The following is a 14,213-nucleotide window of genomic DNA, read 5'->3' as shown; positions in this document are numbered from 1 at the left end:
TTACCCTTGCGCGCTGAAGGAAACTTCCTCTGCGTCCTTCCACAGGCGCTCCAAGTTGTAAAACTCGCGATCTTCGCGATGGAAAACGTGAATGACGATATCGCCCAGATCAACCAGTACCCAGCGACCTTCATCCGCTCCCTCGATACCGCGGACGTCAAAGCCGTTTTTGTGGGCTTGGTCACGGATTTCGCGAACAATTGCCTGTACTTGACGCTCGTTGTTTCCGTGGCAAATCATGAAATAGTCTGCGATCACGGACAGCTTTTTAATATCGAGCACCTTCAAGTTCTCTGCTTTCTTGTCCTCTGCCGCCTTCACAACCAACTGGGCCAAATCTTCTACTGTTTTAACCATTAAAACCCTCCTTCTCTCCCTTTGCGGGAAACCAAATCGTTATATGCCGTCAATGTCAGCGGAAAAACCGTCTTTTGCTTCTCTATCAAAAATTGAATGGTGCCTCCCAAGGCGAGTGCCAGAGCGGCATCCAAATCATGCATGGCTTTGGCGCGAATAAAATCGACACCAGGGTAAACCCGGTTTGGTTCTATATAGTCTGCCACACAGACGACTTTTTCTAACAGGGACATGCCAGCCCGACCCGTTGTATGGTAGCGAACAGCTTGTAAAATATCTGCATCCGTTACATCAAGGTCAGTCTGGATCACAATGGCTGCTGCAAAGGCGTGCCACAGCTCTTTTTCCCCTTCCAAAAGCTCTGTAGGCATATCGTGACGAACGAGAATCTCGAACATTTTTTCCACAGGCCAGCACTTACAGTAATCGTGCAACAGTCCAGCAAGCTCGGCTTTGTCAGGATCAGCCCCGAACCTCTCTGCCAGCTCGCGAGCCGACGCAGCCACCCCTAGCGTGTGATTGTAGCGTTTTTCATGCATTTGTTGCCGTACGCGAACGAGAAGCTCTTCCCGATTATCCAAAAGTCTCATAGATTCGGTTCTCCTTTATATAGCGCTCCACGGCATCAGGTACAAGATAACGGATACTTTTCCTGGCAGCTGCCTTCTCGCGAATCATCGTGGAGGAAATGTCCCAAACAGGCATCTCCACAAATGTGACGTCCTCGCTCGATTTCAGGTCCAGTTCGGTTCCCGGCCTCGCTAGACCTATAAAGCGTACCATATGAATCAGCTCTTGGTACTGGTACCATTTGGGCAAGATTTTTACCATATCTCCTCCCATGATAAAGGAAAACCGGCAATCCGGGAACTGCCTGATGAGCTGAACCATCGTATCATAGGTGTACGATGGACCTTCTCTTGCGAACTCCACATCTGTTACACGAAACACCTCGTGATCAGACACGGCGAGCTGAACCATTTGCAAGCGATGTTGCGCCAGTGTCAGACTCTCTCTCTTTTTATGCGGTGGAACATGTGTAGGCATAAACCAGACTTCATCCAGGCCCGCTTGCTCTCTGGCTTGTTCAGCCGCCAGCAAGTGCCCACAATGAATCGGGTCAAACGTTCCTCCCATGATCCCTACTTGCTTGATTGGCTGTCTCATCGCATGCAGGTCAATTATGGCAGCTTGATCGTCTTGTTCTCCCGGGACTCTTTGTACAAGACAACCGTATGGCCAATCAACTGCACAAGCTCTGCTCCAGCACCTGCTGCCAGATCTTCTGCCACTTGATGTTTATCGTCATTATTGTTTTGCAAAATCGCTACCTTAATCAATTCACGTACTTCCAACGCTTCTTTGATCTGCGTAATCATGTTTTCGTTTACGCCGCCTTTTCCTACTTGGAAAATGGGGGTGAGATGATGTGCTTCTGCGCGCAAAAAGCGCTTTTGCTTGCCGGTCAACATCGGCAATGCCTCCTTTTACATCCTGCCTATCAGGTTGTTTTCTTTAATTGTTGCAAGACGACCTCACGCATAACCCCAGTTGGTGCTCGTTCGCCCGTCCACAGCTCGAAAGCCAGTGCACCTTGATTCACGAACATACCTATTCCGGAATGAACAGTAGCACCAATGGCACGCGCTTCTTTGAGCAGACGTGTTTCGAGCGGGTTATATATCAGATCGCTAACAGTTAAATCAGAATGAAGCCACTCTGCTGGCACAGGTGTCTCCTGTACGTTTGGCAGCATTCCGATCGATGTCGTATTGATCAACAGCGAAGAGTCTGTGATGGCATCTGCCCCTTCGCCCTGTTCTACGATTTTCGTAGGTACAATCGTCCCGACGTGCTCAGCCAATACTGCGGCTCTTTCCCGGGAACGATTGATGATGCGAATTTCCTTGACTCCTTGTTCAGCCAAGGTAAACGCCACTGCACGAGCAGCGCCTCCAGCCCCTACCATGGTGACCACTTGCTTTTCAAGAACGATTCCCGTCTCTTCCACAAGCGAACGAACATAGCCCATGCCATCTGTGTTGTAGCCAATCAAGCGTCCATCACGAGAAACGACGGTATTGACTGCCCCGATTCGTTTGGCAAGCGGATCGATTTCATCCAGCATCGGCATGATAGCGACCTTGTGGGGGATCGTGACGTTAATCCCTTTCAAGCCTAAGGCGCGAATACCTGCGACGGCATCTTCCAGATTTTCCGGTTCAACATCGAACGCAGCATAGGCAAACCCCAACCCGGTCTCTGAAAAAGCTGTATTGTGCATCATCGGTGATTGCGAGTGGGAAACTGGATGTCCAAACAGGCCAACCAGTTGTGTTTTGCTTGTAATCATGGAGCTTTTCCTCCCCGGACGTCTCTCTATAGCATATGGCAAGGGCAAGGCTAACTCGACTTTTCTTGCTTAAGCTAGATCAGCCCTTTGCGCATCCCAACACTAACGCCTTTAGGTGCATGCACGACAACACTCGCTTCGTGTTTTCCTTGGATGCTGACCCAGCCCAAACCGGAAATCACGATGTCAGTCGTCGTGGTGGACTTGTTGATTTTAAAGGTGTGCTTCACAAATGGTGGAAGTGCTTTCGCAGCTTCCTCCCCTGTTGGGGGTACCAGCAGGGTTCCATGGTGCTTTTGCATCACCTCGTCTGCTTTCTCCAGCTTCGTCCGGTGGATGTACAGGTCGTTGTCGGCATAGATGATGAACGGCTGTCTCTCTCCGCGTACGAAGTCGATACGGGCTAAACCACCCAAAAAGAGTGATTGTCCATCATCGAGCTGATACACCTTGGAGTTGATCCGGCTGGTTGGGGTAATCTTTCTCAGATCAGTCGGGGATACCATATGTCCAATCTGATCGCGATTAATGATTCCCGGCGTATCAAAAATGGAGCGGCCATCCTCGAGCGGAATCTCGATTTTGTCCAGTGTCGTACCAGGGAATGGCGAAGTCGTAATCTCCAGCTCAGCCGCACCGTAGTCATGCAAGATGCGGTTGATCATGGTCGACTTTCCTACGTTGGTCACACCGACAATGTAAACATCTCGACCTTTGCGCAGCTCTCCAATGCGATTCAACAGTTCATCGATATGAAGTCCTTTTTGCGCGCTGATGAGTACGACATCCTCTGGGCGCAGTCCGCGTTCTTTTGCTTCGTGCTGCATCCAGTTGCGCACGCGGTTCAGGTTGATGTTTCTCGGCAGCAGATCGACCTTGTTACCCACGAGCAAAATCGGATTTTTCCCGACAAAACGTGGCAAACCCTTGAGCCAAGAGCCTTGGAAGTCAAAAATATCGACTACCATTACGACAAGAGACTCCGTAGAACCGATGCCATCCAAAATCTTGAGGAAGTCGTCATCGCCCATTCCTACGGGAGCTACTTCATTATAATGCTTGATGCGATAACAACGCTGGCAAATGACTACCTTTCTGCCAAGCGCGGATTCAGGTGCATAGCCAGGCTTTTTTGCATCTGCTGTCTGAATGGCAATCCCACACCCAGCACAAGAGCCATGCATTTGTTCCGTCATGCTTTTCTCCTCCACGAAACCATTCCTTTCCTCTCCATCCAAATAAGGGCCACACGCTCCATCTGACGATTAAAGCGCGTCCAAAAACCATCCGTCTGGGCTACAGGAACAACCAGGATCGTATGAAATCCTAATCGATTTCCTCCCAGCACATCGGTAAACAATTGATCGCCAATGACAACAGTCTCAGCGATGGTTACATTCATCTGCCGCACTGCCTGCAAAAAAGCACGGTTTGTCGGCTTTTTGGCCGCATAAATAAACCCGAGATTTAAGGGGGCACAGAAGCGGTCTACACGCTCCTTGTTGTTGTTGGAGACAACAGTGACCTGTATGCCTGCCTCATGCATGCGAGCAAGCCAGTTGATGACTTCCTCGGTTGCATGTGGCCTGTCCCATTCCACCAAGGTATTATCCAAGTCTGTAATCACCGCACGGATGTTATTTCGTTTCAATTGATCTATGTCAATGTGATGGATTGATTCGACGAACTGACTAGGCATCAGCTTCTCTAAAAACACGGGGCACCTCCAAATGATGTGAAGCAATCAACCGCGATTTCGGCACCTACTATACCATAATCGACCACTTGGTTGCAAAACAAAAAGCATGATCACCACTTGCATTGCTCTGTCATCCTGTGTAAAATAGCGTTACCAAGAAAACTATTTTTGTTTTTATAGTTTTCCATTCCGTTGTTTTGGCTGGGGGTCGATTGCAATTAAAAACCGGATCATGAAAGGTTTTATTGAAGAGATTCGCGATAAAGGCATGAAATTTTCCATGGATGATTTGGCGAAGCGGCTCGGAATCAGTAAACGCACGTTATACGAGCACTTCTCATCCAAGGTTGAAATTCTGGAAACAATCATTCAGCAGTCCTTTGAAGAGGGCGATGAAAAAACACAGCAAATTCTCGCAGACGACAGTCTCTCTCTTATCGATAAAATCAAAGGCGTCATGATGGTTTTACCGACACACTATGAATTTTATGATTTGCGCATCCTCGAACAGATGAAGCGATATTATCCTGAGCAATATGCCCAGGTCGAGGCTTCTCTATCCGAGGATTGGCAGACGCTTCGCGTACTCATCGAACAGGGGATTCGAGAAGGACAAATCGTCAATATGAACGTTACACTCATGTTGAAGGTGATTGTCGATGCCCTTAATTCCACACTTGATCTGCGCTTTTACACGAAAAACCAGATTACAGTCTCAGAGGCGCTTTCCGCCATCGTAGATGTCCTCTTGTTCGGATTGGTACCAGCGGATAAAAGGTAACATTGACTCGTGGTCATTCCACTAACTTTGGAAAGACCACGATATCGCTATTCGCAAGAAAACCAATAAAACAAAAATAGTTTTTATAGTAAAGAGGTGTTCCATCATGTCCATTTTTACACAAATGACCAAACAACAACGAATAGGACTCTTGTTTGTCATCCTGATTCTTTTCATCGACATGCTGTTATACAGCTTGTTGATTCCGATTGTTCCTTATTTTACGGAAATGCTGGCGCCCTCCTCCACCATGATGGGCGTACTGTTTAGTAGCTATGCCGTCGCGATGCTCATTGCCACCCCTATTTTCGGGCCGATATCTGATCGGATCGGCAGACGGACCATGCTTTTGATCGGCTTGCTCGGTCTCGCCGCGTCCACGTTATTGTTTGCTTTCGCTGAGACAATGGCCTTGCTGATTACCGCTCGTTTTGTTCAAGGTATTGCTGCTGCGGCTACATGGCCAACTGCCCTTGCCCTCTTGGCGGATTTGTTTCCATCCAAAATGCGCGGAGCTGTTATGGGAATTGCATTGACGGCGATTTCGACCGGTACATTGCTTGGAGCGCCGATTGGCGGATGGTTGTTTGAAATCAGTGACCATCGCATGCCTTTCCTGGCTGCAGCAGCCTTTACCGTGATCAACATTGTGCTGGTCTACTTGTTCTTGAAGGAAGACACGACGAGAACTGTCAGTGAGAAGCTTCATGTCGGTGGATTCATCCGCAATCCACAAGTCATCTTTATCGCTGGAATCGTATTGTTGGCTGAGATTTCCCTTTGTTTGCTGGAACCGACGTTGCCCGTATTTTTTACAGAGAAACTCAGCATGACGCCGACAACGATTGGTCTTTTGTTTGGGGTCATGACACTCGCATACGGACTGATCGCCCCAGTTGCCGGCTCCCTTTCCAGTCGCATGAATCCGTATAAGCTCATGTTTGGCGGAATCATGACGCTGGCTGTGTTTCTGCCACTTTTGGCGTGGGCGGACTCCCTCTGGCAGGCAATGCTCGCAATGGCCTTGGTTGGGGCTAGTATTGGTTTTACCTTATCGCCAACCTTGGGTACGTTGGGGGCCATCATTGACCAAGGAGGAAGCGGCGCATACGGCACGGCATACTCTCTCTTTAATATGTTTCACGGAATCGGAATGGTTGCAGGCCCGCTTGCAGGGGGAATTTTGACGGATTTACTGCCTGTGTCCTCTTCCCTCCTAATCGTGGCAGCGTCCATCCTTGGCTTCGGCATTTTACTTTTTGTCCAATTAAAAGCAAGCAAATCCGCCCGTCTTTACACGAATGAAAGCGAGATGAAATTGTGAGTTTGTCTATTCGTGAAATTACGAAAGAAAATTGGCGCCACATTGCCTGTTTGACTGTAACGGAAGGTCAACAGGCCTTCATCGAGAGCAACGCTTTTTCCATCGCCCAATAGGGTTTTGAACCGGAATGGATATCATGCGGTCTGTATGACAAGGACATCGCTGTCGGTTATGCCATGCACGGAATAGAAGTAGAGAATGGCCGAATTTGGCTGGATCGCTTTATGCTTGATGGTCACCATCAGGGTAAGGGTTACGCCAAAAAGTTTCTGCACATGCTCGTTGAAGAAATGTACAGACGCTACAGTTGTACGCGCATTTACTTGAGCATTCATCCCGAAAACGAGTTCGCTCGCAAGCTGTATGAGTCTTTCGGCTTTACCTCAAATGGCGAAATGGATGGACCGGAGGAAGTGATGGTCCTCGACCTGACAAATGAATAGAACAGGCACCTCCTAGTCGGTACTGACGAAGGGGGTGCCTCTTTTTGTCGCTATCGTTGACTTTTACGTGCTTCCATCAGTCGCTTGACCTTCTCTGTCGGAGTCCAGCATTGGAAGCGATAGTCCGGACGTGTCTCATAGGTTAGACGAGAACATCGATAGCTGACTCCTCCCGTACCTTTCTCCACGCGAAAATGAATACAGGTCGCACAGCAATGATAGGCATTCTCTGTCTCCACCGTTCTCCCCCCTTACTTCCCCAGCTTCCACGAAAACATCGAGAGCTGTTCGTATCTCTCCCCTTGCTGTTCGGCAAAATTCGAAAAGCCTACGCCCACCAATCGAACGCCCGCTGTATAGTCAAAGGCGTCGAGCAAATCGTCCAACAGCTCCTGCCAGTTGGCTCCAGTCACAGCCTTATGCTGCTTGGTCCGCTGGGTAAAGTCCGCGTACTTGATTTTGAGCGTTATCGTCTGGGGCTCGACTCCTTCTTCGCGGATGTCCTCTTCGACCTCACGCAAGAGGGAGGTCGCAATCGGAGCAATCGCATCCCTGTCAAACAAATCAAAGGGCAGTGTCGTTTCACGGCTCAATGATTTTGGCGCCCGATCCATCTCGATTTCGCGATTGTCTTCTCCTCTCGCCCGGTAATAGAGGGAACGACCGAACTTCCCAAATAATGTAGTGGCTTCATCGAGTGAAAGCCGCCAAAAATCCTCTACCGTCTCAATCCCCTTTTTTGCGAGCAACTCTTGCGACTTTTTGCCAACTCCATGCAAGGTGCCAATTGGCAACGACCGCAGCACATCCAAAGCTTGCTCAGGTCGGATGATTACAAAAGCATCCGGCTTTTTCAAATCACTGGCAATCTTAGCCAACGACATATTGTAGGAAAGTCCGATGCTGCAAGTAAGTCCGGTCTCCCGTTTGATTCGCCTCTTAATATCGCGGGCGATGGGTACCGCATTCTCATAATGAGACACGTCTAAATAAGCCTCGTCTAGACCCACTGTTTGATAACTCTCTGTATAAGAAGTAAATATCTGCCTGACCTCAGCAGATTTTTCGATATAACGGCTATAGCGTACAGGCAAATAAAAGCCTTGCGGACATTTTTTCCTCGCCATGGCGACAGGCATTGCGGAGCGAACACCATATTTTCGTGCCTCGTAGCTGCAGGTAGATACGACACCGCGATTGCCAGTTCCCCCAACAATGACCGGCTTCCCCCGCAATTCGGGGCGATCTAACTGCTCTACACTCGCAAAAAATGCGTCAATATCCAAGTGAAGAATTTTTTTCATAGGGATACCCACCAAACATACATTCTCATTTCTATTATCCCTGTTTTGTTCCATTGACGCAAGCGAGAACGTCCTAGACTTGGCTTTCCATGACCTGTAGCAGCTCTGATACTGGTGGATTCCCTTTTTTGGCGTAGATGATATTTCCATTTTTGCCTATCATGTACACGATGCGTTGCTGGAAAAACAGTCCAAGAACCTTGCCGACATCATATGCTTTTCGAATCGATTCGTCTTCATCCACGATTAATGGAAATTCATAACGGAACTTATCAGCAAACGAGCGCTTCTTGTCCATACCACCAGGATTGACGCCAAAAACGACTGTGTTTGCTTGTTCGATTTTGGTGTAGTGATCCTGAACCGCACATAACTGCTTCGTGCAAATCGGGGTATCATCTCCAGGATAGAAGATGAGGACGATATTTTCTTTGCCGATGTGATCCCTAAGATCAATGGTTCCTTTTGTGCTCTCCGCCGTAAAGACGGGAGCCGAGTCTCCGACCTTTAACATTTCTCTCACCTCTATGCTTAGTTTACTGGAGCTAGCGGAAATTTCATCTTCCCATCCCGATACGTTCTGAACGGATCGTCCTCCTCCCCCATAATCCATACCTTTTCGTTCCATACATGTACGGTTTCCGCATATTGAAATTTTTGTCCATCATGCTCAACTTCAAGCTGCATTTCAAGAAAGGCGGTATGCCCATCTTCGTATCTAATCTTTTTGATCTCATAATCGTTAAGTTTGTAATGATGAGCTTTTAAGAAAGCGATCTTTTTCATGTAAAATTCTTTCGCTTCCTGGTCACTTAATGTCGTGCCATCAGTTGGATGCTTACCCTCCGCAACATCATAAAGAAAAAGGGTGTGGAATGCTTTTTCATAGTCTTCATCGATAAACGCTTGATAATAGCTTGTGGTTACCATTTTCATTTCGCGTTCAGCAAAATACTCTGCGAAGAGGAACCTTGGAAAAACGAGTAGAAAAAGCACAATAACAACAATTATTTTCTTCAAAAACTCACCTCACGAAAATCCATTCTCTTACGTGAAGTTCGATTCTGCCTGTCATTTATCCTTGTTTCACCACGCTAACACTGAAAACCTCCTCGTATCCGCTGCGATACGCGAGGCTCTACCATCGCAGAGTCTTCCTGCATGCAAAAAACCGCTCCAGGCAATCCCAGAACGGTTTCTCACATTTCTATTCTAGTTAGTCGCTTGCAGCTTCAACTGCTTTATCCGGGCAACAAATGCCTCGGCAATCTTCAACATGTCGTCGTCGTGTGCCCACATCCGCTCTGGATGCCACTGTACGCCTACATGTAGCCCGTCGAGGCTTTCTATCGCCTCAATCACACCGTCAGCCGCGCATCCTGTGACTTTGAAGCCCGGTGCTATGTCTTTGACTGCTTGGTGGTGAGAAGTGTTCACAAGCACCTCTGTCTTTCCAAGAGCATCCGCTACAAAGCCAGGTTGCAGCGTAATCTTGTGTGCCCCGTATTGCCGTGAACCCTTCTGCGCATGCTGTAACGCTCCTGGTACTTGGCTCGGGATATCTTGAATGAGGGTGCCGCCACACGCCACATTCAAAATTTGCATCCCGCGGCAAATGCCCAGGATTGGCTTTTTCAGCTCCAGCGCAATCTTGATAATCTCAAGCTCCGTGATGTCTCTTTCGTAATTGATATCGCCCAGCCCTTGTAGCGGATCTTCGCCGTACAAATGCGGCGCAGGATCTTCACCGCCGGACAGTATCAAGCCGTCCAGCGATTCGATCATCTCACGAAACGGAGCATCCTGAATCGTCAGCAGTGGCAAGATCAGTGGAGTACCGCCACTGCGCGCAATTCCGTTCACATAGCCTGAACCTACATAGAAAAACTGGTCGAGATCGTTCTTCGGAAAATACATTTTCGTACATGCCACACCAATGATCGGACGCACGCCAGTCACTCCCTTATAGACTCATGATTACTTTTGATTGGAAGCGTACTTGAAGTCGATGAAGCCCAGTGCATCTACTACCACATCTTTTACGCTATCCTGCTTCACCCATGCGTAGGTGAAATAGTAGATTGGCAACGCAGGCATTTCATCCATGACGATTTGTTCAGCTTTCTTGAGGATTTCCTTGCGCTTCGCTACATCCCCTTCTTTGGCAGACTGTGCGAGCAAATCGAGGAACTCCTTGTTTTCCCATTTGGATGTATTCAGTCCCCCCTTGAAGACTTCCAGGAAGTTGATCGGATCGTTGAAATCGCCAATCCAGCTACCACGACCGATGGTGAAGTTTCCTTGCTTCATGTCCTCACGGTGAACCTTGTTCTCTTTGTTTACCAGTTTGACTTCGATGCCGAATGCTTTGCGCCATTGATCCTGAATGACTGTCGCAATTCGCGAATTGACCTCTGACGTATTGTATGCAATCGTGATCGGTGGCAACTCTTTGATCCCCGCTTCTTTCATGCCTTCTGCCAAGAGCTTCTTCGCGGTCTCTACATCGCCGTCTTTGATATAGCCCTCTGGTGTGAGTGCCATGGTTGGCGGGAGAATTCCCGTCGCTGGCGTGCTCTTGTATGGTACGACATTATCGGAGATTTCCTGACGATTGACTGCCGTAGCAAATGCCTGACGAATCTTTTTGTTGTCAAACGGCTTTTGCGTCGTATTGAAAATGTACCAGTACGTACCCGCTGTCGCTTGAGCTTGCATCTTTCCGGATTCCTTCAGCGCATCCAGCGCATCCAGTGGCAAATCGCCTAGTGGTGAGCCTGCCCAATCCAGATCACCTTTTTCAAACATCGATAGCTCCGTATTGGCATCCTCGATCATATTTAAGGTCAGCTTGGACAATTTGACAGCGTCCTTATCCCAGTAAGAATCGCTCTTTTCGAATTCGATCTTTGATTTGTGCTCCCAATTTTTCAAGCTAAATGGCCCGTTTGTAATGTACGTCTCTGGCTTCGAAGCCCATTCTTTGTTTCCCTCAACCGCTTTTTTATTGACCGGGAAATAGGTGACGGATGCAACCAATTCCGGGAAAAACGGTGCCGGGTTTTCCAGCGTAACAACCAGTGTCTTGTCGTCTGTTGCCTTCACGCCGACATCTTCGGCTTTTGCCTTGTTGGCGTTAAAGGCTTGCCCATTTTTCAAATAGTACATCTGGTACGCGTAACCGGAAGCGGTTTTCGGGTCGAGAACCCGTTTCCATGCATACTCGAAGTCATGAGCGGTAACCGGATCTCCATTGGTCCATTTGGACTCCCGCAGATGGAAGGTGTACGTGAGACCATCAGCGGAAACCTCGTACTTCTCTGCAACCGCCTCTTTCAGCTCGCCCTTTTCATTCAAGCGCAGGAGGCCATCAAATGCTGCACGGGCAACAGACATCGAAGGGATATCTTCTGCCAGTCCAGGGTCGATCGTGCTTGGCTCACCTGAATTCAGGTTGACCTGCATCGTTTGGGGGGCGCTACTCTGCTCCTGCTTTGCACCTGTCGTCTCCCCCGTGGTGCTTGCTTGCGGTGTTCCACAACCTGCGAATGCTAAACTGGTTAACAGAACAGCACAAAATGATAATTTCTTCCACTTATGCAACAGCAAAACCCCCATCTTAGGAATAATTCTTCTTGATTGTTAGGAGCATGACTAAATAATATTATCTTGAGAAAATTTTGTCTACATCGAAACAAAAGGAGATGGGTCTACATGTTATCCAGTCTTTTTGCCCAAATATCCAGCCTGATCAAGGACGCTGGAGGAGAATGGGGAATCTTTTTCGAAGATTTGCAAACCGGTGAAACATTATCCATCAACGAAAATCAACGCTTCTACGCAGCCAGTGTGATTAAAGTCCCAATCATGACAGCGGTTTTTGCAGAGGCGTACGCAGGTAAGTTTGCCTTAGAGGACAAGATCAGGCTGCGTACAGAGGATCTCGTTGGCGGTGCAGGTGTTCTTCAGCATATGACTCCCGGCACTGAATTTACGATTCGCGACCTGGTTACCCTTATGATCATCCAAAGTGACAATACGGCGACGAACATGATGATTGATCTCGTCGGAACAGAGAGCATTCGCAATGCGATGCAAAAAACAGAAATGACAAACAGTCACTTCTACAACAAGCTCATGGTCGTCCCAGCCGAATTGGAAGGTTACAATGAGGTGACGGCAAAAGACATGGGAAGCCACCTCCGATATTTGGCAACAGGAAAAGTGATCTCCTACGACAGTTGTTTGAAAATGGTCGACATCTTGAAGACTCAGCAGCACCGTGACCGCATCCCCTTCCTTTTGCCTGACCCAGACGGTGATGTGATCGGGATGATTCCGAAATGGGAATTCGCCAACAAGACTGGCTCTGTGACCAAAATCACGCATGATGTCGGCATCCTCTACATCGGTTCTCATGCTGTTACCTTGTCCATTTTAAACAAGGGACTCGAGCAAAAGGATGCTGCCGAGGTCATGGCGCAAATCGGCCATCTCGTTTATCACGTATATAGTCAGAAAGGGTAATCCATGTGGCCTGCCATCTCCATTGGCGGGCTTTTTTCTTTAAAACGTTGAATGAGAAAAAACAAGCAGGTATTCCTTTCTCCAAGGAACACCCGCTCGTCATCGACTTATTCTTTTTCCAAAATCAGCTTGGCAACGTTCATCGCGCTAGAGAAAGACAGCTCAGACAGTTGACCTTGGCCTTCACACCAGTCACCCGCGAAGAACAGGTTGCGGTAATCCGGCATGAAAATCGGCATTGGCTTCTGATTCATGGTCCACTTGATCTCCTGTACGACTGCACGAGCAGAAACGCGCGGCACAACCAGTTGCTCACGCCAGCCTGGGAAATGCTTGTCATACAGGTTTTCAATCTCTTGTTTGCGGATTTCTGCCGCTTCCTTGTTCCCTACTTCATCCTGACGCATGTAAGCAGTCGCCTGCAACAACTGCCCGCCTTCAGGTACACAAGTACGGTCATAATACGAAATATCGGTAATGAAAATATTGTTTGCTTTTTCGTAGATGTAGGAGAACGGTACATCAATTCGCTCTTTCAAGCCAATGTCATACACCATAACAACCGTTGGCTCGTATTCAGCATGCTGTGCAACCGCATGTTCCAGGCGCGTCTCCGCAAAGACCTTCGCCATCTCCTTCGGCGGAATACAGCAAATAAATTCATCCGCCGTAAATTCGCCCTCCGGTGTCACCACTCCAACCACACGATCATTCTCTACTTGGAACTTTTCTACTTTGGTTTTGATCAGAATCGTACCCTGGTTTGCTTCAATCACACGCACGAATTCATTGATCAATGCTTGCCAGCCGCCACCGATATATGCTACCGGTTTATTCGTTGTAAACAAACGGCTGTAGTAAGAAAAGAAAACGTCAGAAGGAATCTTTTCAGGCTCACGTGTGAAGAAGTTGGAAGAGGCAAGCGTCAACATCATTTCTCGCACTTCTTCGTTGACTTGCTTTTTCTCCATCCACTTTTGAATCGACATATGTGGATGGCCTTTCTCCATTTTTAGCATCGTTTTCAAAATCTCAAACGTGAACAATACTTTGTCCATACCTTTTAAGAGCTTCGTTTGGAAAAGTCCTTGTACATTCGCTGGAACTGCAGTCAGATCGCTACCAATATCGTACTTGGCTTTTGTCGGATTGAAATCCTGCCAATCGATGTTCAGACCCAATTCTTTTTCAAACGTTCTCAAAACGGAGCTGTCGCGAGCATAAATGGCGTGGGCACCGAAGTTGAAGTTAAATCCTTTGATCTTCAGTGTAACGGCACGTCCACCCAATTGACCGCGTTCCAAAACTGCAACTTTTTTGCCTTTCGACGACAGGTAGGCGGCACTGGAAAGACCAGCTAGTCCCCCACCTACAATAACAACGTCATAGTGATTGGTTGTCATACACAATCTCCCCTACGCACTA

At 48.1% G+C, this 14,213-nt stretch carries 17 protein-coding genes and 1 pseudogene; 4 read left to right on the top strand and 14 right to left on the bottom strand.

What is annotated here, in order from left to right:
- From rsfS to ASG16_RS19660, 7 genes are all read right to left on the bottom strand, one after another.
- The gene (gene rsfS, locus ASG16_RS19690; RefSeq protein WP_047072622.1) at positions 1-357 is read right to left on the bottom strand and encodes a ribosome silencing factor; all 357 of its coding nucleotides are present in this window, start codon (positions 355-357) and stop codon (positions 1-3) included.
- Positions 357-947, bottom strand: a complete 591-nt coding sequence (yqeK, locus tag ASG16_RS19685; protein ID WP_048032237.1) for a bis(5'-nucleosyl)-tetraphosphatase (symmetrical) YqeK — start codon at positions 945-947, stop codon at positions 357-359. The genes rsfS and yqeK overlap by 1 nt, the downstream gene beginning before the upstream one ends.
- Positions 931-1,524, bottom strand: coding sequence for a nicotinate-nucleotide adenylyltransferase (locus tag ASG16_RS19680; RefSeq protein ID WP_056490983.1), 594 nt, complete (start codon positions 1,522-1,524; stop codon positions 931-933). The genes yqeK and ASG16_RS19680 overlap by 17 nt, the downstream gene beginning before the upstream one ends.
- Before the next feature lie 14 nt (positions 1,525-1,538).
- Positions 1,539-1,829, bottom strand: a complete 291-nt coding sequence (yhbY, locus tag ASG16_RS19675) for a ribosome assembly RNA-binding protein YhbY (protein ID WP_007727776.1) — start codon at positions 1,827-1,829, stop codon at positions 1,539-1,541.
- Between the two features lie 29 nt (positions 1,830-1,858).
- A complete protein-coding gene (locus tag ASG16_RS19670; RefSeq protein ID WP_048032235.1) occupies positions 1,859-2,710 on the bottom strand; it encodes a shikimate dehydrogenase in 852 nt (283 codons plus the stop codon).
- 74 nt (positions 2,711-2,784) lie between these two features.
- Complete coding sequence (gene yqeH / locus ASG16_RS19665; RefSeq protein ID WP_048032234.1) at positions 2,785-3,906, bottom strand: ribosome biogenesis GTPase YqeH; 1,122 nt, start codon at positions 3,904-3,906, stop codon at positions 2,785-2,787.
- On the bottom strand, positions 3,903-4,427 hold the full coding sequence (locus tag ASG16_RS19660) for a YqeG family HAD IIIA-type phosphatase (protein ID WP_012685700.1): 525 nt from the start codon (positions 4,425-4,427) through the stop codon (positions 3,903-3,905). Before ASG16_RS19660 ends, yqeH begins: the two co-directional genes overlap by 4 nt.
- A gap of 214 nt (positions 4,428-4,641) precedes the next feature.
- On the opposite strand from ASG16_RS19660, the gene ASG16_RS19655 reads away from it, so the two are divergent.
- The 3 genes and pseudogenes from ASG16_RS19655 to ASG16_RS19645 all read left to right on the top strand — a co-directional run bounded on the left by ASG16_RS19655 (position 4,642) and on the right by ASG16_RS19645 (position 6,957).
- Positions 4,642-5,190, top strand: a complete 549-nt coding sequence (locus ASG16_RS19655; protein ID WP_173628766.1) for a TetR/AcrR family transcriptional regulator — start codon at positions 4,642-4,644, stop codon at positions 5,188-5,190.
- A 106-nt stretch (positions 5,191-5,296) separates the two neighbouring features.
- Positions 5,297-6,514, top strand: a complete 1,218-nt coding sequence (locus ASG16_RS19650) for an MFS transporter (RefSeq protein ID WP_056490980.1) — start codon at positions 5,297-5,299, stop codon at positions 6,512-6,514.
- A pseudogene (locus tag ASG16_RS19645) lies at positions 6,511-6,957 on the top strand (GNAT family N-acetyltransferase). Before ASG16_RS19650 ends, ASG16_RS19645 begins: the two are co-directional and overlap by 4 nt.
- Before the next feature lie 50 nt (positions 6,958-7,007).
- Here ASG16_RS19645 and ASG16_RS19640 read toward each other — a convergent pair.
- The 6 genes from ASG16_RS19640 to ASG16_RS19615 form a co-directional block, all read right to left on the bottom strand.
- Positions 7,008-7,196 (bottom strand): hypothetical protein, encoded by a 189-nt coding sequence (locus ASG16_RS19640; RefSeq protein WP_056490977.1) that lies wholly within the window; start codon positions 7,194-7,196, stop codon positions 7,008-7,010.
- 12 nt (positions 7,197-7,208) lie between these two features.
- The gene (locus tag ASG16_RS19635) at positions 7,209-8,261 is read right to left on the bottom strand and encodes a DNA polymerase IV (protein WP_048032229.1); all 1,053 of its coding nucleotides are present in this window, start codon (positions 8,259-8,261) and stop codon (positions 7,209-7,211) included.
- Between the two features lie 73 nt (positions 8,262-8,334).
- Positions 8,335-8,775 (bottom strand): peroxiredoxin, encoded by a 441-nt coding sequence (locus tag ASG16_RS19630; RefSeq protein WP_056490974.1) that lies wholly within the window; start codon positions 8,773-8,775, stop codon positions 8,335-8,337.
- A 17-nt stretch (positions 8,776-8,792) separates the two neighbouring features.
- A complete protein-coding gene (locus ASG16_RS19625) occupies positions 8,793-9,281 on the bottom strand; it encodes a nuclear transport factor 2 family protein (RefSeq protein WP_056490971.1) in 489 nt (162 codons plus the stop codon).
- A gap of 192 nt (positions 9,282-9,473) precedes the next feature.
- The gene (locus ASG16_RS19620; protein ID WP_048032226.1) at positions 9,474-10,211 is read right to left on the bottom strand and encodes a gamma-glutamyl-gamma-aminobutyrate hydrolase family protein; all 738 of its coding nucleotides are present in this window, start codon (positions 10,209-10,211) and stop codon (positions 9,474-9,476) included.
- A 27-nt stretch (positions 10,212-10,238) separates the two neighbouring features.
- A complete protein-coding gene (locus ASG16_RS19615; RefSeq protein WP_048035755.1) occupies positions 10,239-11,864 on the bottom strand; it encodes a peptide ABC transporter substrate-binding protein in 1,626 nt (541 codons plus the stop codon).
- A gap of 111 nt (positions 11,865-11,975) precedes the next feature.
- On the opposite strand from ASG16_RS19615, the gene ASG16_RS19610 reads away from it, so the two are divergent.
- Entirely contained in the window at positions 11,976-12,788 is an 813-nt protein-coding gene (locus ASG16_RS19610; protein WP_056490968.1) for a serine hydrolase, read from the top strand.
- Between the two features lie 107 nt (positions 12,789-12,895).
- On the opposite strand, the gene ASG16_RS19605 is transcribed toward ASG16_RS19610, so the two are convergent.
- Positions 12,896-14,191, bottom strand: coding sequence for a phytoene desaturase family protein (locus ASG16_RS19605; RefSeq protein WP_016742568.1), 1,296 nt, complete (start codon positions 14,189-14,191; stop codon positions 12,896-12,898).
- Between the last annotated feature and the right edge of the window lie 22 nt (positions 14,192-14,213).

The organism is Brevibacillus sp. Leaf182 (assembly GCF_001423865.2).
Classification (GTDB): domain Bacteria; phylum Bacillota; class Bacilli; order Brevibacillales; family Brevibacillaceae; genus Brevibacillus; species Brevibacillus brevis_C.
The sequence above is the reverse complement of the archived record's forward strand: the minus strand, read 5'-3'. Positions and strand labels throughout refer to the sequence as shown.

What these genes read in the sequence shown, in the direction of transcription:
- rsfS (WP_047072622.1), bottom strand. Translation starts at nt 357, where the DNA reads ATGGTTAAAACAGTAGAAGATTTGGCCCAGTTGGTTGTGAAGGCGGCA.
- ASG16_RS19635 (WP_048032229.1), bottom strand. Translation starts at nt 8,261, where the DNA reads ATGAAAAAAATTCTTCACTTGGATATTGACGCATTTTTTGCGAGTGTA.
- ASG16_RS19680 (WP_056490983.1), bottom strand. Translation starts at nt 1,524, where the DNA reads ATGAGACAGCCAATCAAGCAAGTAGGGATCATGGGAGGAACGTTTGAC.
- yhbY (WP_007727776.1), bottom strand. Translation starts at nt 1,829, where the DNA reads ATGTTGACCGGCAAGCAAAAGCGCTTTTTGCGCGCAGAAGCACATCAT.
- ASG16_RS19605 (WP_016742568.1), bottom strand. Translation starts at nt 14,191, where the DNA reads ATGACAACCAATCACTATGACGTTGTTATTGTAGGTGGGGGACTAGCT.
- ASG16_RS19610 (WP_056490968.1), top strand. Translation starts at nt 11,976, where the DNA reads ATGTTATCCAGTCTTTTTGCCCAAATATCCAGCCTGATCAAGGACGCT.
- ASG16_RS19670 (WP_048032235.1), bottom strand. Translation starts at nt 2,710, where the DNA reads ATGATTACAAGCAAAACACAACTGGTTGGCCTGTTTGGACATCCAGTT.
- yqeK (WP_048032237.1), bottom strand. Translation starts at nt 947, where the DNA reads ATGAGACTTTTGGATAATCGGGAAGAGCTTCTCGTTCGCGTACGGCAA.
- ASG16_RS19655 (WP_173628766.1), top strand. Translation starts at nt 4,642, where the DNA reads ATGAAAGGTTTTATTGAAGAGATTCGCGATAAAGGCATGAAATTTTCC.
- ASG16_RS19630 (WP_056490974.1), bottom strand. Translation starts at nt 8,775, where the DNA reads ATGTTAAAGGTCGGAGACTCGGCTCCCGTCTTTACGGCGGAGAGCACA.
- ASG16_RS19650 (WP_056490980.1), top strand. Translation starts at nt 5,297, where the DNA reads ATGTCCATTTTTACACAAATGACCAAACAACAACGAATAGGACTCTTG.
- yqeH (WP_048032234.1), bottom strand. Translation starts at nt 3,906, where the DNA reads ATGACGGAACAAATGCATGGCTCTTGTGCTGGGTGTGGGATTGCCATT.